24 protein-coding genes are annotated in these 22,622 nt (G+C 59.9%); 7 read left to right on the forward strand and 17 right to left on the reverse strand.

All coding sequences use genetic code 11. The features are described from left to right. Positions 1-70 precede the first annotated feature (70 nt). The 5 genes from ACFQZG_RS20915 to yyaC form a co-directional block, all read right to left on the reverse strand. A complete protein-coding gene (locus ACFQZG_RS20915; protein ID WP_378156051.1) occupies positions 71-1,726 on the reverse strand; it encodes a histidine kinase N-terminal 7TM domain-containing diguanylate cyclase in 1,656 nt (551 codons plus the stop codon). A gap of 166 nt (positions 1,727-1,892) precedes the next feature. Further along, on the reverse strand, positions 1,893-3,080 hold the full coding sequence (locus tag ACFQZG_RS20920) for a class I SAM-dependent methyltransferase (protein WP_378156053.1): 1,188 nt from the start codon (positions 3,078-3,080) through the stop codon (positions 1,893-1,895). Then, a complete protein-coding gene (locus tag ACFQZG_RS20925; protein WP_378156054.1) occupies positions 3,077-3,739 on the reverse strand; it encodes a DUF6483 family protein in 663 nt (220 codons plus the stop codon). Before ACFQZG_RS20925 ends, ACFQZG_RS20920 begins: the two co-directional genes overlap by 4 nt. Positions 3,740-3,741: 2 nt before the next feature. Then, entirely contained in the window at positions 3,742-4,509 is a 768-nt protein-coding gene (locus ACFQZG_RS20930; RefSeq protein ID WP_378156056.1) for an alpha/beta fold hydrolase, read from the reverse strand. An 18-nt stretch (positions 4,510-4,527) separates the two neighbouring features. Then, positions 4,528-5,064, reverse strand: coding sequence for a spore protease YyaC (yyaC, locus tag ACFQZG_RS20935; protein ID WP_378156058.1), 537 nt, complete (start codon positions 5,062-5,064; stop codon positions 4,528-4,530). 143 nt (positions 5,065-5,207) lie between these two features. On the opposite strand from yyaC, the gene ACFQZG_RS20940 reads away from it, so the two are divergent. The 3 genes from ACFQZG_RS20940 (at position 5,208) to ACFQZG_RS20950 (ending at position 6,698) form a co-directional block, all read left to right on the forward strand. Further along, complete coding sequence (locus tag ACFQZG_RS20940; RefSeq protein WP_378156060.1) at positions 5,208-5,429, forward strand: DUF1128 domain-containing protein; 222 nt, start codon at positions 5,208-5,210, stop codon at positions 5,427-5,429. 178 nt (positions 5,430-5,607) lie between these two features. Next, positions 5,608-5,760, forward strand: a complete 153-nt coding sequence (locus ACFQZG_RS20945) for a hypothetical protein (RefSeq protein WP_378156062.1) — start codon at positions 5,608-5,610, stop codon at positions 5,758-5,760. A 38-nt stretch (positions 5,761-5,798) separates the two neighbouring features. Continuing rightward, positions 5,799-6,698 carry a LysR family transcriptional regulator gene (locus tag ACFQZG_RS20950; RefSeq protein WP_378156225.1) on the forward strand — a complete coding sequence of 300 codons (900 nt, stop codon included), beginning with the start codon at positions 5,799-5,801 and terminating at the stop codon, positions 6,696-6,698. 76 nt (positions 6,699-6,774) lie between these two features. Here ACFQZG_RS20950 and ACFQZG_RS20955 read toward each other — a convergent pair whose 3' ends face one another. Genes ACFQZG_RS20955 through ACFQZG_RS20970 form a run of 4 tightly spaced genes read right to left on the reverse strand, consistent with a single transcriptional unit; the run spans position 6,775 to position 11,488 of the window. Further along, positions 6,775-7,704, reverse strand: a complete 930-nt coding sequence (locus ACFQZG_RS20955) for a hypothetical protein (protein WP_378156064.1) — start codon at positions 7,702-7,704, stop codon at positions 6,775-6,777. Positions 7,705-7,744: 40 nt separating this feature from the next. Continuing rightward, positions 7,745-9,298 carry a UDP-glucose--hexose-1-phosphate uridylyltransferase gene (locus tag ACFQZG_RS20960; RefSeq protein WP_378156066.1) on the reverse strand — a complete coding sequence of 518 codons (1,554 nt, stop codon included), beginning with the start codon at positions 9,296-9,298 and terminating at the stop codon, positions 7,745-7,747. A gap of 15 nt (positions 9,299-9,313) precedes the next feature. After that, positions 9,314-10,303, reverse strand: a complete 990-nt coding sequence (gene galE / locus ACFQZG_RS20965; RefSeq protein ID WP_378156068.1) for a UDP-glucose 4-epimerase GalE — start codon at positions 10,301-10,303, stop codon at positions 9,314-9,316. A 3-nt stretch (positions 10,304-10,306) separates the two neighbouring features. Next, on the reverse strand, positions 10,307-11,488 hold the full coding sequence (locus ACFQZG_RS20970; protein WP_378156070.1) for a galactokinase: 1,182 nt from the start codon (positions 11,486-11,488) through the stop codon (positions 10,307-10,309). 173 nt (positions 11,489-11,661) lie between these two features. On the opposite strand from ACFQZG_RS20970, the gene ACFQZG_RS20975 reads away from it, so the two are divergent. After that, positions 11,662-12,531 (forward strand): helix-turn-helix transcriptional regulator, encoded by an 870-nt coding sequence (locus ACFQZG_RS20975; RefSeq protein WP_378156072.1) that lies wholly within the window; start codon positions 11,662-11,664, stop codon positions 12,529-12,531. Positions 12,532-12,952: 421 nt separating this feature from the next. On the opposite strand, the gene ACFQZG_RS20980 is transcribed toward ACFQZG_RS20975, so the two are convergent. The 4 genes from ACFQZG_RS20980 to ACFQZG_RS20995 form a co-directional block, all read right to left on the reverse strand. Beyond that, positions 12,953-13,624 carry a hypothetical protein gene (locus ACFQZG_RS20980; RefSeq protein WP_378156074.1) on the reverse strand — a complete coding sequence of 224 codons (672 nt, stop codon included), beginning with the start codon at positions 13,622-13,624 and terminating at the stop codon, positions 12,953-12,955. Between the two features lie 540 nt (positions 13,625-14,164). Further along, positions 14,165-15,178, reverse strand: a complete 1,014-nt coding sequence (locus ACFQZG_RS20985) for an asparaginase (RefSeq protein ID WP_378156076.1) — start codon at positions 15,176-15,178, stop codon at positions 14,165-14,167. A 145-nt stretch (positions 15,179-15,323) separates the two neighbouring features. Further along, positions 15,324-16,316: a glycosyltransferase family 2 protein gene (locus tag ACFQZG_RS20990; RefSeq protein WP_378156078.1), complete on the reverse strand. Its 993-nt coding sequence runs from the start codon at positions 16,314-16,316 to the stop codon at positions 15,324-15,326. A 34-nt stretch (positions 16,317-16,350) separates the two neighbouring features. Beyond that, positions 16,351-18,180 carry a phospholipid carrier-dependent glycosyltransferase gene (locus tag ACFQZG_RS20995; RefSeq protein WP_378156080.1) on the reverse strand — a complete coding sequence of 610 codons (1,830 nt, stop codon included), beginning with the start codon at positions 18,178-18,180 and terminating at the stop codon, positions 16,351-16,353. A gap of 138 nt (positions 18,181-18,318) precedes the next feature. On the opposite strand from ACFQZG_RS20995, the gene ACFQZG_RS21000 reads away from it, so the two are divergent. Further along, positions 18,319-18,627 carry a YtxH domain-containing protein gene (locus ACFQZG_RS21000; protein ID WP_378156082.1) on the forward strand — a complete coding sequence of 103 codons (309 nt, stop codon included), beginning with the start codon at positions 18,319-18,321 and terminating at the stop codon, positions 18,625-18,627. Between the two features lie 78 nt (positions 18,628-18,705). Next, positions 18,706-18,945 (forward strand): hypothetical protein, encoded by a 240-nt coding sequence (locus ACFQZG_RS21005; RefSeq protein WP_378156084.1) that lies wholly within the window; start codon positions 18,706-18,708, stop codon positions 18,943-18,945. A 169-nt stretch (positions 18,946-19,114) separates the two neighbouring features. Here ACFQZG_RS21005 and ACFQZG_RS21010 read toward each other — a convergent pair whose 3' ends face one another. From ACFQZG_RS21010 to ACFQZG_RS21025, 4 genes are all read right to left on the reverse strand, one after another. Beyond that, the gene (locus tag ACFQZG_RS21010) at positions 19,115-19,471 is read right to left on the reverse strand and encodes a hypothetical protein (RefSeq protein ID WP_378156086.1); all 357 of its coding nucleotides are present in this window, start codon (positions 19,469-19,471) and stop codon (positions 19,115-19,117) included. Between the two features lie 89 nt (positions 19,472-19,560). Continuing rightward, a complete protein-coding gene (locus ACFQZG_RS21015) occupies positions 19,561-20,334 on the reverse strand; it encodes a sigma-70 family RNA polymerase sigma factor (RefSeq protein ID WP_378156088.1) in 774 nt (257 codons plus the stop codon). Beyond that, positions 20,331-20,771 carry an anti-sigma B factor RsbW gene (gene rsbW, locus ACFQZG_RS21020; RefSeq protein ID WP_378156090.1) on the reverse strand — a complete coding sequence of 147 codons (441 nt, stop codon included), beginning with the start codon at positions 20,769-20,771 and terminating at the stop codon, positions 20,331-20,333. The genes ACFQZG_RS21015 and rsbW overlap by 4 nt, the downstream gene beginning before the upstream one ends. A 30-nt stretch (positions 20,772-20,801) precedes the next feature. Then, complete coding sequence (locus ACFQZG_RS21025; RefSeq protein ID WP_378156092.1) at positions 20,802-21,122, reverse strand: STAS domain-containing protein; 321 nt, start codon at positions 21,120-21,122, stop codon at positions 20,802-20,804. Positions 21,123-21,386: 264 nt separating this feature from the next. On the opposite strand from ACFQZG_RS21025, the gene ACFQZG_RS21030 reads away from it, so the two are divergent. Further along, positions 21,387-22,622, forward strand: a complete 1,236-nt coding sequence (locus tag ACFQZG_RS21030) for an NAD(P)/FAD-dependent oxidoreductase (protein WP_378156094.1) — start codon at positions 21,387-21,389, stop codon at positions 22,620-22,622.

Genomic DNA, 22,622 nt, shown 5'->3' on the forward strand with positions numbered 1-22,622 from the left:
AATGATTGTAGCATAGTTCCGAGGCCCAAGATATCGTTTTTCGTAAAATTCGATAATATTCGAGCCTGCCTCAACTAGCGGTGACGACCCGGTTGCGGCCTTCGTTCTTCGCCTTGTACAGTGCCGCGTCCGCCCTGGAGAACAGGTCGCGCAAGTATTCCTTCGGATTGTCGACGGTGAACTCTTCGCTCGCTTCGGAGACGATGCCCATGCTGATCGTTACGTTCACTTGCTCCTCGCCCGCCGGCACGCGATTCGTGCTTACCGCATGGATGATGCGATCCGCCAGCAGCTCGGCTTGCTCCCGGTTCGTGTGCGGAAGGTAGACGGTGAACTCCTCTCCGCCGTATCTGGCGAGGATATCCGTTCTGCGAAGCTTCGACCGGACGATGTCGGCCGTGCTGCGGATCACTTCGTCTCCGACGAGATGACCGTAACGGTCGTTGATCTGCTTGAAGAAGTCGATGTCGAATAAGAACACGGAGAACGGAATTCGGTATCGGACGTTAAGCAGCACCTCGTGCTCCATCTGCTGCATGAGATAACGCCGGTTGAAGCAGCCTGTCAGCGCGTCGGTAACCGCCATCTGCTCGAGCTTCTGGTTCACCCGGAACAGCTCCTCCTGGATGGCGATGAGCTCGAGATTGCGTTCGTGCAGCGCTTCGTTCTTCCGGTTCATCTCGTCGACCAGCTTGCGAAGCTCCGATACGTCGTGGAACGTGATGACGCGGCCGAGCAGCGTCTTCCGGTCGTCCAGAACCGGCGATATTTGGATCGACACGTGACGTCCGGCCGCATCCTGCATCGCGTATTCCAGTTGGTTTCTCTCCTGCGGATGGTGAACGTACCGGTACAGGAACTCGTATACTTCGCCTTGCGTCTGCAACGGAGACAGCAGCTTGTCCATCTCGAATTGCTCGCCTTTGGCGACGCGCGCGAACGGGGTAGCGCCCCGATTGACCTCGAGCACCTTGCCGTTCTCGTCGATGACGATGACTCCGGTCGTCATATGCTCGAAGATATCCCGCTGCGCCATGCTGAGCAGGTCGAACATGCCGAAGCGGTAGATCGAGATGACGAAGCACATGTCGGACAGCAGAATGCCGAGCGCCAGCAAGCCGGGCACGACGGGCAGCCATTCCTGGAGCAGCACGTTGACCAAGATGTCGAGGAGGCCGAAGCCAGTCAACACGAATATGCCGAGCAGCGCGATCGCCATCTGCTTGCGTTGATTGACGGAAATAACCGTCTTCATCGCCTGGAACATGCTCATGAGCGCGGTGAAGAAGTAAGCGATCTGAATCAGGACGAGCAGCCAGAATACGGGTCCGTATACACGCTCCAAGTAGCTTCCGCTTACCGGCGACATGAAGATATGTTCGGGATTCCACATCGCCAAGCCGATGCACGCGAACGCCGGGAGGAGATACAGCAGCGTCTTGCCCGGATTCAAGGTCGAGGATCTTCCCGTCAGGAAGAACACGAACATAAGCCAACCCGGGCCTAACAACCCCATCGAGGCGAAAGACATATTAATGAAGAACAATTGATACTCGGGGATATCCGTCATAATGACGGCGAACTGTCCGAGCGGCCACAGCATCATGACGAAATGAAAGGCCAAATACACTTTGTGCGTATGCGTGATCCGATTGAATGCGATTACGCAGACGAACAATACGAATAGACAGACGAATAGAATAAAATCGGGACGAAGAAACGCCAAGGGCATTCACTCTTTCATCGACCGTAATGTGAAAGAAGATACAAACCCAATTTTACCATATCGCGTCATAACGCGACAGGTAATCTGACGATTCTGTTCGTAATTTATTCGTTTTTTTACAAAATCAAAGGACTTTTTACCTTCTTCGTCATGACCGAAGACTCATTTATTTCAAGTGTTTTTCCATAAACGGGGATATTCCCAAGTAATCCCTGAAAGTCTCGTATTCTAGCATCGCGGTTTCGGCCGCCGGCTGGCGGCTCTTGACGGCGCGGATGAGAATGTTCTTCGGCGTGTGCTCCAGATCGATGAACTCGAGCAGCTGCACCCGGTAACCGGACGTTTCGAGCAAATTCGCCCGAACGGCGTCGGTAACGAGCGCGGCGAAACGTTCCTTCAGAATTCCGTGCTTCAGCAGCGGCTTCAGCACCGGCTGCGACAGCTGGCGGAACAGCTCGTGCTGGCAGCAAGGAACCGACAAGATGACGCTCGCGCTCCAGCCGATCGCCTTGAGCAGCGCCGCGTCGGTCGCCGTGTCGCAGGCGTGCAGCGTCACGACCATGTCGACGGTGTCGAGCCCTTCGTAACGCGAGATGTCGCCGACGGAGAACGATAGCTTGTCCCACCGCAGACGTTCGGCAAGCTCGCCGCATGCCGCGATGACGTCCTCCTTCAGATCGAGCCCGATGATGCGGACGGGCAAGCCTTCCTTGATGGCGAGCAAATAGTACAGCGCGAACGTCAAGTAGGATTTGCCGCACCCGAAGTCGACTATCGTCAATTCCCTGCCTCTAGGCAGCTCTTCGATCACGTCGGAAACCATCTCGAGGAACCGGTTAATCTGCCTGAACTTGTCGTATTTCGCTTTGACGACTTTGCCCTCCGGCGTCATGACCCCCAGCTCGATCAGGAACGGAACCGGCTCTCCGTCCGGAATGACGTACGACTTGCTGCGGTTATGCTCGGGAGGCGCCGCCGGCGCCTTGGCCGTCGGCTTGCGCACGAGCAGCGACAATGCGCCCTTCTTGTTGCTCAGCACCTGCACGTCGGCGTCCGGCGTCTTGAACAACGCTTGCTTGTACCCCGCCATCGCCGCCTCGAGCCGCTCTTGAAGCTTGTCTTGCGGGACATTGTCGTGATAAGCCTTATTGTTCACTTGGCTCTCGAATTGATAGAATAGTCCGTTCTTCAGCCGTATCGGCCGAACCGTCAGTTTGCGGGACGCATCCGGGCTCTTGTCCTTCGGTCCGCTGAACGAAGCTTGCAGCAGCTTGCCTTCGAGGGCCAGTTCTCCCGCGAACGTCTCCCATTCCGCGTTGCGGCCGGCCTTCGCGCCGTTCCGTATATCGTTCATCCGATATTCTCCTTCATAAGCGCCTGCCATTGCCGGCGTCCTTCCTCCAGCTCGCTTCGCGGCATGCCGCCGCTCGAGAGCGCTTCGTCGCCGCGCGCGGAGAGCCGCTCGTAGAATTGCTCGCCTTCCCGGGCGGTCACGCCGGACTCCTCGAACAGCTCGTACAGCAAATCCTCCGCGTCGGCGAAGCTCGCGCTCTCCTCGCGCCACGACCAGATCGACCGCTTCGTCTCCACGGCGATCCGGTAAGGCTCGAGCTTGACCATCAACCCGTCGGCGCGTTCGCCGACGTTCCAGCCTTCGATCTCCGCGCCTTCCCGAAGCAAGTACAAGTTCAATCGAAGCGCCTTCTCGTAACGCGGCAACGCCTGCTCTTCCTGGTCCAGGTCGGCGAGCAGGTCCGCCTCCTCCTCGAGGAACGCGGCGATGACCGCGACCGTCTCCGCGTTCGGCACGCCGCCTACCGTCAGCATCTGCAGCAACTGCTCGTCGGTCAAGCCCATCGCGAGCCGCGTTCGAATCCGAAGCTCTTTGCTTAGGAACTCGTCGATGAGATCGAGCGCCTCGCGCTGCTTCATCTGCTCCTTCAGCCCCATCGAACGGCCGAGCACGAGCGCCGCCTGGGAGATCAATCTCATTAGATAGTCTCTCTCGAGCATGCTTAGTTCCCCGTCCTTTGAACGAATGCGACGATGGCGTCTGCGAATGCGCGAGGATCTTCCATCATGCCCATATGACCGACGTTCGGGAGCGTAACTTGCTCGATATTCGGCTTGGCGACGGGAAATCTTCTCTCCGCCGGAATGACTTCGTCTTTCTCTCCCGCCAGCAGCAGGATCGGCAATTCCGAATTCGCGAGCGCGGACGTGCGGTCCGGGCGATCGCGCATGCCGAGAGCGCAACCGATCGCGCCTTGCGGCGACGTGCCGTAGCCGATATCCAGCGCCTTCTTCAAGCTCGGGTTAGACTCTCCGCGATGTTCCGGCGCGAACAGCTTCGGCACGAGACCGGTCACGAACGGGACGACGCCGTCCTTCCCGATCGTCTCCGCCGCCTTGTCCCGGTTCGACTTCGCCGCATCGCCGTCGGCATATGACGTCGAATGCGCCAAGCCGAATCCCGCGAGCCGCGCCGGGAAACTCTCCGCAAGCGCCAACGTGACATAGCCGCCGAGCGAATGGCCGATCACGATCGCTTGACCGATGCCGAGGCGATCCAATAGCTCTACCATATCGCCTGCCAAGCTCTCCATCGTATAGATGCCGTCGCCGCCGGGCGATTCGCCGTGACCGCGCAAGTCCGGCGCAATGACGCGATAGCGTTCGGTTAACAGCGGAGCGACTTCGTCCCAATATCGATGGCTTCCGCAATATCCGTGCAGCAAGACGATCGGCAACCCGCTTCCGTTATCCGCAGCGAACATATTCATACACATCCTTCGTTAAGTTTAGTAAGGTTTACCCTTGATTTCCGTCAGCAAATCGGCGATCTCTTGCGCCATTCCCATGACCTTGTAGAGAGAAGTCGTCTGCAGCGTCCAGTACGGCTTCGGTCCCGTCCGGTTCACGATGGCGGCAATGCTGTACGCGCCGATCGGAGGAAAGCCCCGGCCGACGGACTGCGCCGGGACGAGCGGACCTTCCGAGACGAGATACGCGCCGACGCTCTCGGGCCGTCCGAGGCACGCGTCTATCGCGATGATCGTCCGCGTCCCGTCGTTATTATCGGCGGAGAGCCTTTCGGCGAGCAGCGGCAGCCGGTCGGCGTCGCACGGCTCGCGCATCGTTCCGATGACGCGGGGGAAGCCGCGTTCTTCCAGCATCGTGCCGACGAGCGGACCCAGGCTGTCCCCGGTGGAACGGTCCGTGCCGATGCAGACGAACGTCAGCTCGTCCAGCCCGCGGTCGCGGCATATTCTCCTGATGAAGTCCGCGACGCCCGCGGCGTCGACGCGCTTGGCCGCATTGTTCGTTCGATCGGTCATATTCTTCGGTTCCCTCGCCGTCTCCATGTTACTTACAGGTTACCATTCCGATGCGCGGAATGCCAACGTCCCGCTTCATGGCGGGGCACTCCACTCTATGATACAATGGCTGCATCCCTATTACCGGAGAGGAAGTTACGACGATGGATCTTAACGTGCCGAATCAACAGAACGTCGAATATATGATCGAGGCGATCAAGACGAAGCTGCGCATGGCGACGGGCGCCGCGATGCAAGCGTCCAGCTTCTCGGTCGAAAAGTACGAGGACATCAAGGATATTTACGATATGATCGCGTCCAAGGACCGATTCAGCATCAGCGAAGTCGAAGCGCTCGTCTCCGAGCTCGGCAAGCTGAGAGGCTAAGCCTCCGCGACCGCGTCTTGCGGCAACGTTCCCCCGAGGAACGTTGCCGTTTTTCTTTTTCGCCGTTTGGTGGCGTTTTCATCATTTTTTTCGATGAGTTCCATGGAAAACGCTAGCTAACTCGTTTCCAATCTCTGCTGGTATGATGGCTTAAAGGAAATGGCAGGGGGCGAAAAAGATGTTGCTTCACGATTACGCGGCCTATAAAATATGGGAAAGCAATCAACGGGAATTGACAATCGAACTCGAAAGATCGGCCGGCGGCACCCGGCGCGCGAAGCGCCCGAACGTTCGCGCGCTCCTATCGGCGCTTGCCGGGCTGTTCCGCTAGACGATCCGAAACCGGAAGCGCGGTGAACAAGCTTGGATATGATCTATTTGCGTTCCTTCATTGAAGTCGCTCGCTGCCAGAGCTTCACGAAAGCCGCGGAAACCCTCGGATACGTGCAATCGAGCGTAACCGCCCATATCCAGAAGCTGGAGAGCGAGTACGGCGTCGTCTTGTTCGAGCGGTACGGACGGAGCATGCGGCTCACTTCCGCCGGGAAGCAGTTGCTCGACGTCTTCGAACGAATCACCGCCCTGTACGACGATTCCAAGCGCCTCATTTCGCGGCAAGCGACGGGCACGTTGGAGATCGGCACGATCGAGTCGCTCATGGCGTTCTTCCTGCCTCCGGTATTCCGCGCTTTCTTCGAGTGTTATCCCCAAGTCAACCTCCAGGTCGATTCGCTCGTCGAAGCGAACATCTACCATGCGGTCGAAGCGGGGACGATCGATATCGGCATCTATATCGATCGTCCGATCGTAAGCGAGGAACTCGAATCGATACCGATCCGGCAAGAACCGCTCGTGCTCGTCGCCCAGCCCGGTCATCGGCTCGGCGGTACCGGGGCGCTTCAGATCGGACAGCTGCAAGACGAAGCTCTCATCGCGACCGAGCAAGGCTGCACGTACCGCGCGGCGTTCGAACGGCTGCTGCGGCAGAACGGCGTCAGTTACCGCATTCAGAACGAATTCGGCAATCTCGAGACGATCAAGCAATGCGTCGGGTACGGCCTCGGCATCGCGCTGCTGCCTCGACTCGCCGCAACCCGCGAGCTACGCGAAGGGCGATTGATAGAGCTCGAATTTACGCACCCCGATCTTACGTTCTATACGCAGATCATCCACCACAAGAAGAAGTGGCTGAACCCCGCGACGCGGAGACTCATTCAACTGCTGACGGGTACGGATATCCCCTCCAAGGCTCAGTCGACCGGCGGTTGATCTTGATCTTCAATACGCGCAACAAAAAACCGGCCGTCCCCTAAGGGCCCCCTAAGGGACGGCCGGTTCGTTGCGATTACCGATTCGCCAAGGAAGATACGCGCGCGTAAGCCTCGTCTTCCGGCATGCCTTTCAAGTCGAGGCCTTTCACGACCTGCCACGTCTCCACGTGCGTCGCGGTCGCGCCCGACTCGACCTCTTGCAGTTCCCCGAGCGTCTCGAGCTCGAGCATGACGCTGTTCGTATACAGCTCGAACGATACGCCGAAGTCCGGATACGTGCCTCCCGGAACGGGCGAATAGCGCTTGATGAACGTATCGCCATGATTGCTGTATGCCGCCCATCCGGCTTCGTTGTCACTGCCGAACTTGTACGGCGTCGGACCTTCGCCTTGGTTGACGACGATCGCCGACTCCGCGAACGCGATGCGCGGATCGTTCAAGCGCGCGTACGGCCACAGGACGAAGCGGCGGTTTGGCAGCAATCCCTTATCCGCGGCGGTCATCGGCACGACGGCTCTGCCGCCCGCTCCCATGACGGACAACGCCCACGGCGCGAACGTAATCGGCCAAGCGCCCTTGTTCGTCACTCGGTGCGTAACCGTAACGCCGTCTCCCGAAGCGTCGAACTGAATCTCGATCTCCTTCGCGATCTGGTTCCAGCGTTCTTCCTTCGGACGCAGCACGATGCCGCGCTCCCCGGCTTGCGCCCAATCGACCGGCTCGTTGTCCGGATACGTCGTGCGCGGCACGCGCTCCGGGCTCGTCCATAACCGATGCCCGCCGTAAATGTGCCACTTGCCTCCTCCGACGGACGCGAACGCGTCTCCGTCGTTCGTGAGCGCGTCTTCCTTGTCCTCCAAGAACAAGTTGTTCCCGCCCTGCGACGACAGGTGGATGATGCGAGGCCCGAAGTCGAGCGTCGCCAGCAGTTCTACGCTGCCGTTCGTCAGAGAGACGCACTTGCCCCACTTCTCGTGCTGAATGACTGTTATCGCTACCGACATTGTCCAAGCGCTCCCCTACACAAGATTCAATCCCATTGTATCAAATAATCGAGGCAGCCGTTAAGAACCGTTGGAACGACTCGCGTCCGGCGCCGTCCGTCTTGTACACGCCGGCGTCGCGCAGCACCGCGGCGAACTTGTCTCCGACGGCCGCTTGCAGCGCTTGCTCCGCGGCCGCCGCGTCCAGCTTCGTGCCGTGCTCCGCTAGGAGCTCCGCGATCCAGTCCGCGTGCAGCCGAAGCGGATGCGAAGGCTCTCTCAGCGCCGCCGCGTCGTAAGCTTCCGTACCCGTCAACAGACCGGCGATCCGCGCCAGTTCTCCCTGCAGGCGTCCCGGCAATACCGCCAAGCCCATAACCTCGATCAGCCCGATATTTTCGCGTTTAATATGGTGCAATTCCTTATGCGGGTGGAAAATCCCGTCCGGATGCTCCTCGCTCGTACGGTTGTTGCGAAGCACCAAGTCCAGCTCGTACGTGCCGTCGTCCTTGCAGCGCGCGATCGGCGTGATCGTGTTATGAGGCGTCTCCCCGCTGAACGCGTGCACGTCCGCTTCCGGATCGCTGTAGCCTCTCCACTTGTCCAAGACGTCCGTCGCGACCCGCATGAGCGCGCGGCGATCGGTCGCCTGCAACCGCAGCACCGACATCGGCCATTCGACGATGCCGATTCTCACGCCGGACTCCGACGCGCTCGGGTTCCAGTCGCCGACCCCGGCTTTTTCCATCGGGAACGCGTGCCGTCCGCCCTGGAAATGGTCGTGGTTCAGAATCGAGCCGCCCACGATCGGCAAGTCCGCGTTCGATCCGACGAAGTAATGCGGGAATTGCTCGACGAAATCGAGCAGCCGCTCGAACGTCGCCGGCGATATCGCCATCGGCGTATGCTCGCCCTTGAAGACGATGCAATGCTCGTTGTAGTACACGTAAGGCGAGTATTGGAAAAACCATTGTTCGTTCTGCAGCGTCACCGGCAGGATGCGCAGGTTCTGTCTCGCCGGATGGTCGATCCGTCCGGCGTAGCCGACGTTGTCCTTGCATAGCAGACAGGCCGGATAGTGCGCCTGCGGCAACGTCTTCAGCAGGGCGATCTCCTTCGGATCCTTCTCCGGCTTCGACAGGTTGATCGTGATCTCCAGCTCGCCGAACGGCGTGCCGTGCTTCCAATACCCGTTCTTCCGGATGCGCTCCATGCGGATGTAATTGACGTCGACGTTCATCCGGTAGAACCAGTCCGTCGCGCCGGCGACGCCGCGCTCTTGCGCGAGGTCGCGGAACTTGCGGTTCGTCTCCGACGGTCGCGGCATGAGCAGGCCCATGATACGCGCGTCGAACAGATCCCGGTAGACGAGCAGGTTGTCTTGCATAAGCCCTCTTGCCGCAGCCTCGTCCAATAACGGCTCAAGCAGCGACACGGGGCTGTCCGGCAACGTGCCGGGATCGACTTCCGCGGACGAGTCCGGCTCCGTCAACCCGAATAGATCGAGCAACGAGTTGCGGGCATGCTGCGTATCGAACGGATCTATAAGATCATGCTTGAGAGCGAAGGCGACGAGCCGCTCGATGTGCGTCCCGATCGATTCCGTGTGTGACATGTCGTAGGTGCCTCCTTATTCCCCGGCGTAGCCTTTCGGATTGCGGCTATGCCATTGCCAAGCGCTGGCGATGATATCCTCGAGCTTCTCGCGCTTCGGCTTCCAGCCGAGCTCTTCCCTTGCCCGCTGCGAGGAGGCGATGAGCACCGCCGGGTCTCCCGCGCGTCTCGGCTCGAATCTCGCTTGAATAGCCTGCCCGGTCACGCTGCGGGATACTTCGATCACTTGCTTGACCGAGTAACCGTTGCCGCTGCCGAGGTTGAAGATGCCGCTCTCCCCGCCTTGGCGCAGCCGATCGAGCGCCAGCAAGTGCGCGTCGGCCAAGTCGCTGACGTGAATGTAGTCGCGAATGCACGTGCCGTCTTCCGTCGCGTAGTCGTCGCCGAACACCGAGATGAACTCGCGTTGGCCGAGCGCAACCTGCAGAACGAGCGGCACAAGGTGCGTCTCCGGCTTGTGGTCTTCGCCGATCTGCCCGCCTTCGTGGGCTCCCGCCGCGTTGAAGTAGCGGAGCGACACGAACTTGATGCCGTGCGCGACGTCGAACCAGCGAATCATCTTCTCCATCGCCAGCTTCGTCTCGCCGTAGGTGTTCGTCGGCTGCGTACGGTCGAATTCGCCGATCGGCACCCGCTCCGGCTCGCCGTAAGTCGCAGCCGTGGACGAGAAGACGATGCGCTTGACGCCCGCCTTGTTCATCGCCTCGAGCAGGCACAGCGTGCCGTACACGTTGTTATGATAATACTTCGCCGGGTCCTGCATGCTCTCTCCGACGAGCGAGTTCGCCGCGAAGTGAATGACGCCGTCGATGTCGTTCTCGGCGAATACCTTCGCCATGAATGCCGCGTCGCGCAAGTCTCCGACGTACAGCTTGCCGCCAAGAACCGCCTTCTCGTGCCCTTGCTGCAGATTATCGACGACGACGACCTGCTCGCCCTTCTCGAGCAATGCGGCGACCGCGTGAGAACCGATATATCCTGCTCCGCCCGTTACGAGTACTGCCATCGTTTACGCCTCCCCCGTGATTTCGCGTACGCCGTCGCCGATGTCGCAGACGTAGAAGTCCGCGCGCAGGCCGGTTTCCGCTTCGTATTCCTTGCCCACTTCCGCGATGAACCGCTCGACCGAGTCCTGATGGACAAGAGACACGGTACAGCCGCCGAAGCCCGCTCCGGTCATGCGCGAACCGAGCACGCCCGGCACCTTGCGAGCCGCCGCGACCATCGCGTCGAGCTCGGCGCCCGTAACTTCGTAGAGATCGCGAAGCGAATCGTGGGAACCGTTCATCAATTCGCCGAACGCCGCGAGGTCGCCGCGGTTCAGCACGACCATCGACTGTTGCACGCGGTCGATCTCTTCCACGACGTGGCGGGCGCGGCGGCGGACCGTCTCGCTCCGGATCAGGTGCGCGTTCTCGTTGAATTCCGCGACCGTCAGTTGACCGAGCAGCGTCAAGCGCGGGAACGCGGCTTTCAGGTCGGCGACCGCCTGATCGCACTCGGAACGGCGCTCGTTGTACTTGGAATCGACCAAGCCTCGGCGTTTGTTCGTGTTGCCGATGACGATTTTGTATTCGCCGGATTCGAACGGCACGAGCGAATATTTAAGCGTGTCGCAGTCGAGCAGAATCGCGTGGTTCTTGCGTCCGTTCGCCACCGCGAACTGATCCATGATGCCGCATTTGACGCCGATGAACTCGTTCTCCGCGTGCTGCGACCATCTGGCGATTTCCACCGTGTCGGTCGGCTGTCCTTCGAGCGTCAGCAGCGCGAACGCCGTGACGACTTCGATCGAAGCGGACGAGGACAATCCGGCTCCGTTCGGAATCTCGCCGTGGAACAGGAAGTTATACCCTTGGCTCAGGCCGACGCCTTGCTGCGCCAGCTCCCAGACGATGCCTTTCGGGTAATTCGTCCAGTCGTCTTCTTCCGCGAAAGCGACGTCTTCGGCGGATACGACCCGCGTCAGCGGGAAGTTCGTCGAAGCGAAGCCGAGCTTGCCGTCTTCGCGAGGCGCGACGAGCAGCGTCGTGCCGAACGTGAGCGCCGCCGGGAATACCGCGCCGCCGTTGTAATCCGTATGCTCGCCGATGAGGTTGACGCGTCCTGGCGCTTGGAACGCGGAGATGCCCGTACCATCGCCGCCGAACTGTTCGATGAATTGCTGCTTAAGGGTTGGAAGGTGTGCCATCGGTTACAATCTCTCCTTGGGACGTCTAGTTTTGCTTTCAGTATACCGGACTCGAGCGCTTTCACCAATGGCTTGATATGCTTTTCATATGGAGAAATGTGACTTCCAGGCAAGCGGATACGAAGTGATCATGGTACAATGGGGGCAATGATGAGGTTCGAGGAGAGCGTTCCATGACGATAACGACGTCTTACACGTATCGGGTCGTGTCCAATCCGGTCAGCCTGCAGGCTCGCGGCTTGACCGTGCTGTTCTCGGGAGACAGCCAGACGAAGCCCGTGCATCGCATCGGGCCGAAGGTCGTCGATTATTACTTGCTGCATCACGTGCTGTCGGGCAAAGGGAGCTTCCGAAGCGGGGAATACGAGGGGGAGCTGGAGGCGGGCGCGAGCTTCCTGATCTACCCGCGCCAGCTGTTCGATTACGTCTCGGACGAAGCGGAGCCCTGGCGGTATCGCTGGGTGGCGTTCGCCGGCGCGGACGCGGAGGAGCTTGTAGACGCGGCGGGGTTCGGACAGGCTACACCGATCGTCGATACGGGGACCAGCCGTGCGCCGGGAGATCGGTGCAAAGCGATCTTCGAATGCTTCCGCGCGCGCGGGCCTTCCGCGTCGCTCGCGGCGACGGGCCACTTGCATTTGCTGTTCGCGGAGCTGCAGGCGGCCGCGGAAGGCCGCGCGGCGCAACAGCCGCTTCGCCCGGACTCGCACAGCGACGAGCTCGCGCGACTCGTCATCGGCTACCTGTCGACGCAATACGCCGAGCCGATCACGATCGAAGCGATGGCGGAGACGCTCGGCTACAACCGTGCGTACTTGTCCCGGCTGTTCAAGCGGCACGCCGGCCTGTCCCCGGTCACCTTCCTTACGAAGCTGCGCGTAGACAACGGCCGCCGGCTGCTGCGCGAGCGTCCGGAGCTGACCGTCGAGCAGATCGCCTCGTCGGTCGGCATCCAGGACGCGCTCTACTTCTCCAAGCAGTTCCGGCGCTGGTACGGCCAGTCTCCGACGGAGTATCGGAGTAACGTTATGAAGCAGCATTAATGAGACGCTCATCGGGTTTCCGCCGCAGTAACGTTATGACACATTACTATTCCGACGCCGCCGCGTGGCCGCGCGATTTAGCGTTATGACACATTACTATTCCGACGCCGCCGCGTGAACGAACGATTTAGCGTTATCACACAGCGCTATTCCGGCGCCGCCGCGTGACTGCGCGATTTAACGTTATGACACAGCGCTATTCCGACGCCGCCGCGTGACCGCGCGATTTAGCGTTATGACACAGCGCTATTCGGCCGCACCATCGTGACCGCGCGATTTAGCGTTATGACGCAGCGCTATTCGGCCGCACCATCGTGACCGCGCGATTTAGCGTTATGACACAGCGCTAATCGGCCGCACCATCGTGACCGCGCGATTTAGCGTTATGACACAGCGCTAATTGGGCAAACGCGTGGTTTCGTTACAGCATCTCCATAATATTGTTGGCCTTCAACCGATAAAAGTGAATGCGCTCGCTGCCAGATGCGGCCTCTAACAACCCTAGCTCGGTTAGTGAATGCAGCTGCGTTCTCGTAAATTGCGCTTTTTTCCCCAGGAGCTGACATGCATCTTCAACCGACAGAGGACTTGATGACCGTGTAACGGTCCGCATAATTTCCCTTTGATAGATGTTTAATGCGCGTAGCGATATGTCATCTTCCCCATACCAGACATCAAGCATCCTACTAACCGTCCGCTGGCAGGCGAATGGATTTTCTTTCAGTTTATCCGTGGAAAACCGAATAATGTTCCAATTGGCTAGCACGATCTCGTTCTGGCGATCCAGTCCGCGGCTAAACTCGTCCCGATCGATATCCCGCAAATGCGAGCCGTAGCTGTCGGACTCGACCGCGGTCGGCCGAGGAAGTCGCATATACGCCAAGTCGATAAAATAATGTTTGCCGTCGATATCGACGAATTCGAACTCCGGATACAACAAATCGAAATTGCCCAATACCGGCCACCATGCCTGCTGCAACACCAACTTCTCGCCGTATCCGTGTTTCTTGGTCAATCTGCGCAACCTCTCTCCGCTTGCCTCCGATTTATGTTTGTCCAACCAAGCAACATAGGCTCTTTCTAACGACTCCATCGGGAAGTCCTCCTTTTTCGGCAAAAAAATAACCGCCTATATCTCCGGTTGGAGAATAGACGGTGTGCTTCACGCGTTTGTAAAAATCATACATTCGATGCAATCTATTGTCAATACGTGCGGAAGTGGTAATGTTGTGACACAGCGCTATTTCGGCGCACCGACGTGACCGCGCGATTTAACGTTATCACACAGCGCTATACCGGCGCACCGACGTGACCGCGCGATTTAACGTTATCACACAGCGCTATTCCGGCGCACCGACGTGACTGCACGATTTAGCGTTATGACACAGCGCTATTTCGGCGCACCGACGTGACCGCGCGATTTAACGTTATCACACAGCGCTATTTCGGCGCAACGACGTGGCCGCGCGATTTAACGCTATGAGACAGCGCTATTCCGGCGCACCAGCGTGCCCCCGCGATTTAGCGTTATGACACAGCGCTATTCCGACGCACCATCGTGACCGCGCGATTTAGCGTTATCACACAGCGCTATTCCGCGCGCATAGGAGCGCAAGCGTGCCTGCCAATCCCCCTAGAACGTCGCTTCCCAACGCCCGGCGACTTCGCCGGCATCGTTGCGGAACGCGGACGGGAACCTCGCCCGGAGTCGCTCCAATGTGTCCTCCGACGCACCGCCGAACCGCTCGAGCAGCGCGATCGCGATGTACGGCCATGCGACTTCCGTGCCGTCGGACACGGCGAACGCGATGCCGAGCCTCTCTCGGCGCAGGCCGATCGCGAACAGGCCGTGCGCGCCGCTCTTGGCGACGACGTTCGGATCGGCGAGCAGCGCGCTCGCGAGGCGGCCGTCCGCTTCCACGTAGTCCGGATAAGCGTTCATCGCCCCGGCGATCCGGCGAGCGGCTTCCGATGCCCGCGCGTCCGGAATCGCCTCCGGCGCGGCAAGGCGCCCGTAAGCGAGCGCGATCTTGGACAGCGGCATCGCGGCGACCGGGAACCCGCAGCCGTCGCGGCCGATCGTCACCTCTTCCTCCGTCGCCCCCGTCCACATGCGAAGCGTGCCGACGATCTCTTGCTGGGCGGGGTGCTCCGGCCGTATATATCCTTCCAGCGGCCAGCCCATCATCGCGCTATAGGCGAGCACGCCAAGATGCTTGCCGGCGCACGTATGCAACAGCTTGCGCGGCTTGCCCCCGGCGGCGACGTATTCGTCCCGTTGCTTGCGGCCGACGGGAAGCGTCGGATGCACGGCCAACCGGTCTTCCCCGACGCCGGTCAAGGCGAGCATCTCCTCCAGCGTCGCGATCTGTTCCTTCGTCCCGCGGTGCGACGCCGCCATCAGCGCCAAGTGCCGATCCTCGAAACCGTATCGCTCGGCCAGCCCGTTCATGAGCCCGTTCGCCGCCTGGATCGGCTTCGCCGTCGACCGGAAATACGCCGTCGACTCCGCTTCTCCCGCGGCGAACGCGATTTCCCCGGTATCCGCCGATACGACGGCGATCCGTCCCCGGTGGACGTTCTCCAATAAGCCTCCGCGCATCATCGCTAGCAAGGGGACGTCCCCGATGTTGTTCCGCTCCGTCATAGCTGTCGTCTCCTTCTGTCTACTCTCCCTCATCATATCCAAATTGCCCGACAGGCGCAAAAAAGTAGAAGCCGCCGTTCTCCTCCCGGCTACCGGAAAGCAAACGACGGCTTCCTAACGTTAGTCTATCGCCGATTCGAACCCGTTACTCCCTCGCCCCGGCTCCGACCGGCTCCCGTTGCCGGCTCTCCCGGCCTTCGGCGGAGAAATTGACCGTATCCGATACGAGATAGAGCGGACGCCCCTTGGTCTCTTCGTAGATGCGTCCGATATACTCTCCGAGCACGCCGAGCAACGATAGCGTAATGCCGTTGAACAGCAAGCTGATCACGATGAGGGACGTCCAGCCGGGCATCGTCGTATCGGTGAACAGCCGTTGGTACAATACGACGAATAAGTAGATGAATCCGGCCGCCGACAGCAAGAAGCCGAGCACCCCGGCGAGCTTGAGCGGTTTCGTCGAGAACGACGTGATGGCGTCGAGCGACAGGCGAAGCATTTTGCGAAGCGGATACTTCGTCTCCCCCGCGAACCGCTCCTCGCGCACGTACTCGGCCGACGTCTGCTTGAAGCCCGCCCAACTGACCATGCCGCGGATGAAGCGGCTTCTCTCGCGCATCCCGGTAAGCGCGTCGCACACTTTGCGGTCCATGAGGCGGAAGTCGCCCGTATCGACCGGAATGTTGACGGACGTCATAGAGCGCAGCAGCCGATAGAACATCGCCGCGGTCGCTTTCTTGAACCACGTCTCGCCCTTGCGCTCCATGCGCTTGCCGTACACGACGTCGTAGCCCTCGCGCCACTTGGCGACCATGTCGAGGATGATCTCGGGAGGATCCTGCAAGTCCGCGTCGATCAAGACGACCGCCCGTCCGCCCGCATGGTCCATGCCCGCCGTCACCGCGATCTGATGCCCGAAATTGCGTGAGAAGTCGATCAGTTTGACCGTGCGGTCCCGCGCGCAGATGCCGCGAACGATCGACGCCGTCTTGTCGCGGCTGCCGTCGTTCACGAATACGATTTCGTACGTTTCCCCGAGCGACTGCAACACGGCCCTCAACCGGTTGTACGTCACTTCGATGACTTCTTCCTCGTTATACATCGGAACGATAACGGAAAGGAAGATCGGCTCGTTCACCTTCGATATCCCCTTTCTATGCCGGCTGCCGTCCTTAGAAGTCCCAGCTCGACCACCAGCGAATCGCGAAATTCATCCAGCCTCTGTCGATCGTGATGCCTACGTAGACCGGATAGAACCAGACGAACAGGAACGCCGTCGCGGACATGCAGGCATACGTGATCCAACGACCGTACCGGAAGCGCTCCTCGAGCCATCGGAACATCCAGACGAGGAACAGGATGAGGAGCGGCACCATCGGAAAATAATGATACAGGAACGTGACGCTTCGCGGCGCCACCATCCACGGGACGTAGAACGACAAGTACGCGACCGTGAGCGTAAGCACGATCCGGTCTTGCCGGCGAATCCATCCCTTCAGCCAGGAGAGAACCGCGATCGCCCAAGCGGCGACCATCGCCGCGAGTCCGCCCCACCATACGGCCGGGTTGCCCATCGCCGCGATGCTCTGCGCGGTACCCGGTTCGAGGTCCTTGCCTCCGTAATACCAGACTGGGCGAAGCATGAGCGGCCACGTGTACCATTTCGACGAGAAGGGGTGCTTCTCCTTGACGCCCTTATGGTAATTATAGATGCTCTTCTGCTGCTTCCACAGATCGTCCGCGTTAACGCCGTCGTCCGTCCTCGTCGTCGCCTTGAAGAACGGAACGTACGAAGCCGCGTAGATGCCGACCGGAACGGCTACGTATAGCACGACGCAAGCCATGAGCGTAAGTACCAGCTTCCGCCAGAAGCCCGCTTCCCAGTCGCCTCTCGTCTCCCTCCAGCGGCGGATGAGCGCGAAGAGCAGCAGCAGCGCCAGTCCCGCTCCTCCGTACATATAGTTCCACTTCACCGCCGCGGCTGCGCCGAAGAATACGCCTCCGAGCGCCAGCCAGCCGAGTCCGCGCTTGAACGCGCCTCCGCGCCAAGCCGTCTCTCCGTACCGATACATCGCGTAGAACATCAGAATCGTGAACGTAACGCCGATGATGTCGATGTTGGCGCTGCGAGAATGGACGAGATGGAACCCTTCCAGCACGAGCAGCGAAGCCGCGAGAACCGCGTATCTCGTCCTGCGGAACATCCCCAGCGCGACAGCGTAGAACAGCGGCACCATTAGCGTGCCGAACACGCCCGCCATGAAACGCCAGCCGTAAGGCGTCATGTCGAACAGCTTGACGCCGATCGCGAGGAACACTTTGCCAAGCGGCGGATGCGTCCATTCGTAAGGTTCCATCCCTTCGACGAATTCGTAAGCCGTCCGGCCGTGGTAGATCTCGTCGAAGTACATGCTGTTGCGGTAATCCGGGCGGTACGGAGCGAGCTCCTGCTCGTCGAATACGTCAAGGCCGCTGCCTTCCGTATCGGCGCCTTTCTTGTCTCCGTCCAAGATGTCCTGGTAGGGAATCGGAAGCTCGTCGATGCCCTTCGTGAAGAACGCCGCCTCGTATAGCCGGTACCCGGTGCTGATCGCCGTGAACCGCATATATCGCGCTTCCGCCTGCTTCTCGTCCGTTTTCCACGTGAAGACGCGGTTCGTCTTATGTTCGACTTCTACGTAGGGTAACCAATTTTGGCCATCGACCGACGATTCGACTTTCGTCTTCCCTTTCGCCCCCGGGCCTTCGTACAAGTTCAACCGGTCCACCGGGCGAGCCTTGCCGAAGTCGACGACGAACGATTCCCCCGTTACGGTCGGCTTCCAGTACGTCTGCGGCGCCGTGCGGTTACCCAGATCCGTGAAGGTCATGATTGCGGATATCACCGTTAGCAGCAGCACCCACGCGAGATCCGTCCGCGTCCAGCGCCGCTCCTCGCGGCGGGAGTCGCCGACCGATCCGTTATTCGAATAACCGCTGCCTAGGCCGTAATCTGATTGCATGTCCGTCCTCACTCTCTTGCGCGTAGTCTTTCCTATTGTAGTCGAAAGCGTTCTCTCCGAAAAGCATGCGTTTCGCAATGGCGCGCGAAGGGTAATGTTCCTTATGGACGATTACTTACCGTTAAGGAGGAATTGAACATGGAGAACAACAAAGGCACGATGAAAGGCGTACTGATCGGCGGTATCGTAGGAGCTGCGGCAGCGCTCTTGCTCGCCCCTAAATCCGGCAAGGAATTGCGCGGAGACATTAAGGACAAATACGGTTCCGTTCATGAACGGGCCTCGCAGCTGGTGAAGGAGACGGGCCGCAAAACCCAAGAACTCGCCAAGCAGGTCGGCGATCAAGCTTCCAACATCGCGGACAAGACGCGCTCCGCGATCACCGCGGCGAAGGACGAAGCGATGCAATGGAAGGACGAGCATCTCTCGAACGGCAAGACGAACTAATTGCGCATATCGATCGAACGACAGCCGAACCGCGATTAACCGCGCGTCGGCTGTTGTCGGCTGAGAGGAGAGAAGCGTATGAGACAACCGCGCCGATCAAGGGTACCAGGAGAAACGAAGCCCGTATACGAAGCCGACAGGCAAGACGCCAAGCCGTCCGGCCCGCTTCGGACCCGGTCCGTAGAGAATGCCCGCAACGGTTCGATGGTCCAGGATTTCGCGGACATGGTCCGGCTGGGCGATGAGATGAAGCGGGTGCAGACCGAGCGGCAGCTCGAAGAGGAAGGGCTGGTAGACGACCCGATTCAACGAGCATGACAGTCCCCGACTAACCGGTAACGCCGCCGCAAGCTTATATCCAACGATAGGCCGCCTAGGCGGCCTATCGTCATGCGTATTTCTCCATGCGCGAAGGCGCCTTCCATCCGTCTAACGCTTTGACGGATGGAAGGCGCCCGATGTTGCACCCGGAGTCGTAATTATCGCTTTAGGCTTGCTTTTGGATCGCGCCGGCGTCGTCGCCCGGCAGTACGCTCCGCAACAGCTCCTCGAACGCTTCGTCCGTCATTTCCAACGCCAGCAGCTCGAGCACCGGCATCGTCGGCATTCCTTCCTTGCAGAAGCCGTCCCTCTCCAAGTGGTAGCCATGGGCCTTGATCGCCGTGTACAGCCTGCAGAACTGTTCGGCCGCGTCGACCGCGTTGCCCAGCTTGCCGAAGGCGGCGATTTTATTGCCGTAGCTTAGCGGGTTGACCCGCGAACCGATCGTGACATGGTAGCCGTCGTTTTTTTCCAAAACGTAGATATCGCTTTCAGAGCATCGGATTTGATATTTGACCGTCATCGTATCCAACTCCTTCGCGGAAAGTTTAGAATGCTATATCCTTAACTACCCGCGAGTCGCCGGCTTGAAACGTCTTCGAATCCGATTCGTTACGCCGGCTCCGGATCGTCCCCGAGCAATTGCCTAAGCTTGTCGATGGCGCGTTTCTGGATTCTCGATACGCTCATCTGGGAGATGCCGAAGGAATCGGCGATGGCCCGCTGGGACAATCCGCTCTCGAACACGAGCCGCAGTACCTGGCTTTCTTCCGGCTTCAACCGTTCCATCGCGTCCTGCAGATCGAGCCGGTGTTCCAAGAACGCCAAGTCGTCGGACGGAGCCCCGATCATCTCTCCGAGCACCGACGCGTTGTCCTCGTCGGAGATCGGCGTGTCGAGCGACACGTAATGGTACATGTCGCGGCCGGCGAGCACCTCCAGCGTCTCTTCCGGCGTCAGTCCGATCATCTCCGCGATCTCGTCGACGTTCGGGGACCGCTCCAGCTTGACCGTCAGCTCGTCGATCGCTTGCTGCACGGCAAGTCCCTTCTCCTTGATTCGCCGCGGCACTTGAATGTACCACGACTTGTCGCGCAAATAGTTCTTCATATGTCCGATCAAGCTCTTCATGACGTACGGCTCGAAAGGCATCCCAAGGCTCGGATCGAACTGCGTCAACAACCGGAACAACGCCAGCTGTCCGACCTGGAACAGATCGTCGTACAAGTCCGGGCGGTTGCGGGAAATCTTGCCCGCCGCCATCTTGACCATCGGCTCGTAATGGCGAATCAGCCGCTCGGCCAGCTCGTCGTTCGGCGCTTGCTGGTATTCGAGAAGCATGGCGAGCGCGTCGTCGGGCAGACGCGCGGAATAAGGCATGCTCATGCGGTCTCTTCCGATTTCATCCGTTTCTTCGTCATCGTGACCGCGGTTCCGTTCTCGTTGCGAACGTCCACGCGGTCCATTAACGCCTGCATTAAGTAGAGACCCAATCCGCCCGACTGGATTTCATCGATCGATTTGCCATGAAGCGCGACGGGCTCCCCGCCTTCCACGACGGTGAAGCTGCGGCCTTGATCGCGAACCGTTATCGACAGCTCGTTGTCCGTCGTCACGAACTTCACCTCGATGGTGCCGTTCTCTCCGCCGTAAGCGTGAAGCACCGCGTTATTGCAGGCTTCGGACACCGCGACCTTCATATCCTCGATATCCTCGAACGAGAACTTCAGCTTGCCGGCGATCCCGTACAGCGTGAGCCGGATCAGATCGACGTATTCCGGCGAGGCGGGGACGGTGAGCGTAACTTCTCTTTCTTGTTTCATGGGGTGATCTCTCATTCCTCTCGGGTTGTATTATTCCGCTTGCGCCAAGAACGGGGTAATGCCCGTCATATCGAACAGTCTGCGAATATGAGCGGGCACCCGCTCGACGTCGAACGCCGCTTGCCGCGCATGGCGCGCCTTCACGACGGAGATGAGAATGCCGATTCCCGTGCTGTCGATATATTTCAGATCGTGCAAGTCGAGCGTCAGCCTTCGGTCCGTAAGCTCGATCAACGGCTCCAACGCGCTTCGCATCTGCGACGCGACCTCCAGATCGAATTCTCCTCCGACGTACAGTATCGTCCGTCCGTCCTTATGCTCCGCTCGGAGCGTGAATTTATCGGTACCCATTGCCAACACCGTCTCCTCTCCTACTGAACCTGGCGGCAGCCTGACGCCGAATGCCGAACGGCATCCGGTAGGAAGCGCCTATATTGTTGTTATAACCCGTTCGTCCGGGAATTGAAACACCCTATACGGTAATCGCCTCGATCGTCTCGGTTTCATGCCCGGACGCCGGTGGTAAAAAGGTGTTGCCGGAGCCTCGGCCCGCATAGGGGCCGTTGGAATTCGGCATATTACGGTATCGTAAAAGACCGACGGAGGGATCGCCGCATGAGTTTGCATTACGGTACGTTCTATTGGCCGACAACGCATCAACGACCGATTCGTTACCCGGTTCTCGACGCCGACCGCCGCTGCAGCGTGGCCATCGTCGGCGGAGGCATGTCCGGAGCGACGTGCGGCTTCGCGCTAGCCGCGGCGGGCATCGACGCCGTGCTCGTCGAGCAGGGCAGCGTCGCGGCGGGAAGCACTGCGACCAACACCGGTCTGCTCCAGTACGCGAACGACACGATGCTGAGCGAATTCGCGCGAACGATCGGGGAGAAACCCGCGGCGGCTTTCTATACCGCTTGCCGGCAAGCCGCCGAACGGCTTCACGCGATCGCCGAGCAATTGCCGCGGGACGTCCAATTCAAGAGGCGGCGCAGTCTCTATTACGCTTCTTCGCCCTCCGACGTCCCGGCGCTACGCGACGAGTACGAGCAGTTGAACCGCAACGGCTTCGCGGCGGAATGGTGGGACGAAGACAAGATCGCCGCCGTCTTCCCGTTCCGTAAGAGCGGAGCGATTCTATCGGGCGGAGACGCGGAGCTCAATCCGTATCTGTTCGTCCACTCCCTCGTGGAGGAAGCGGTACGGCGCGGATTGACCGTCTTCGAGCATACGCGAATGGAACGCGTGGAGAACGCGCGATCCGGGCGGGGGTATCTGGTGCGGACGTCCGGCGGCACGATCGAAGCGGAGCACGTCGTCTACGCCGTCGGCTATGTGCCGGAACACGCGGGCGGACGATGGGTTCGGGCCAAGCTGGGTCGTTCGTACGCCATCGCGACCGATCCTATGCCCAGCTTAGCGGACTGGCACGAACGATGCATGCTCTGGGAAACCGCCAGGCCCTACTTGTACGCGAGGACGACGGTCGACTCTAGAATTATCGCGGGCGGACTCGACGAGCCCTTTCGCGGTCCCGTGCTGTCGGATCGGGAGCTGCGCGCGCGCTCGATGAGGCTGCTGTCCGAGGTGAAGCGGTTGTTCCCCGGCTTGGAGCCGGAAATCCGCTACGAATGGTGCGCTACGTTCGGAGAGTCCGAGGACGGTCTCCCCTGGATCGGCGAAGACCCCGATCGGCCCGGCCAGCATTATTTGCTCGGCTACGGCGGGAACGGGACGATCTACAGCATGCTCGGAGCGGAGATCATTCGCGACAAGCTGCTCGGCGTCAGCCATCCCGTCGCCGACATCGTCCGTCCGGATCGCCGGGTCGTCGTTCCGCGGACGAGCGGGTGA

Origin of the sequence: Cohnella sp. GCM10027633, from assembly GCF_042675445.1 — a bacterium.
Classification (GTDB): Bacteria; Bacillota; Bacilli; order Paenibacillales; family Paenibacillaceae; genus Cohnella.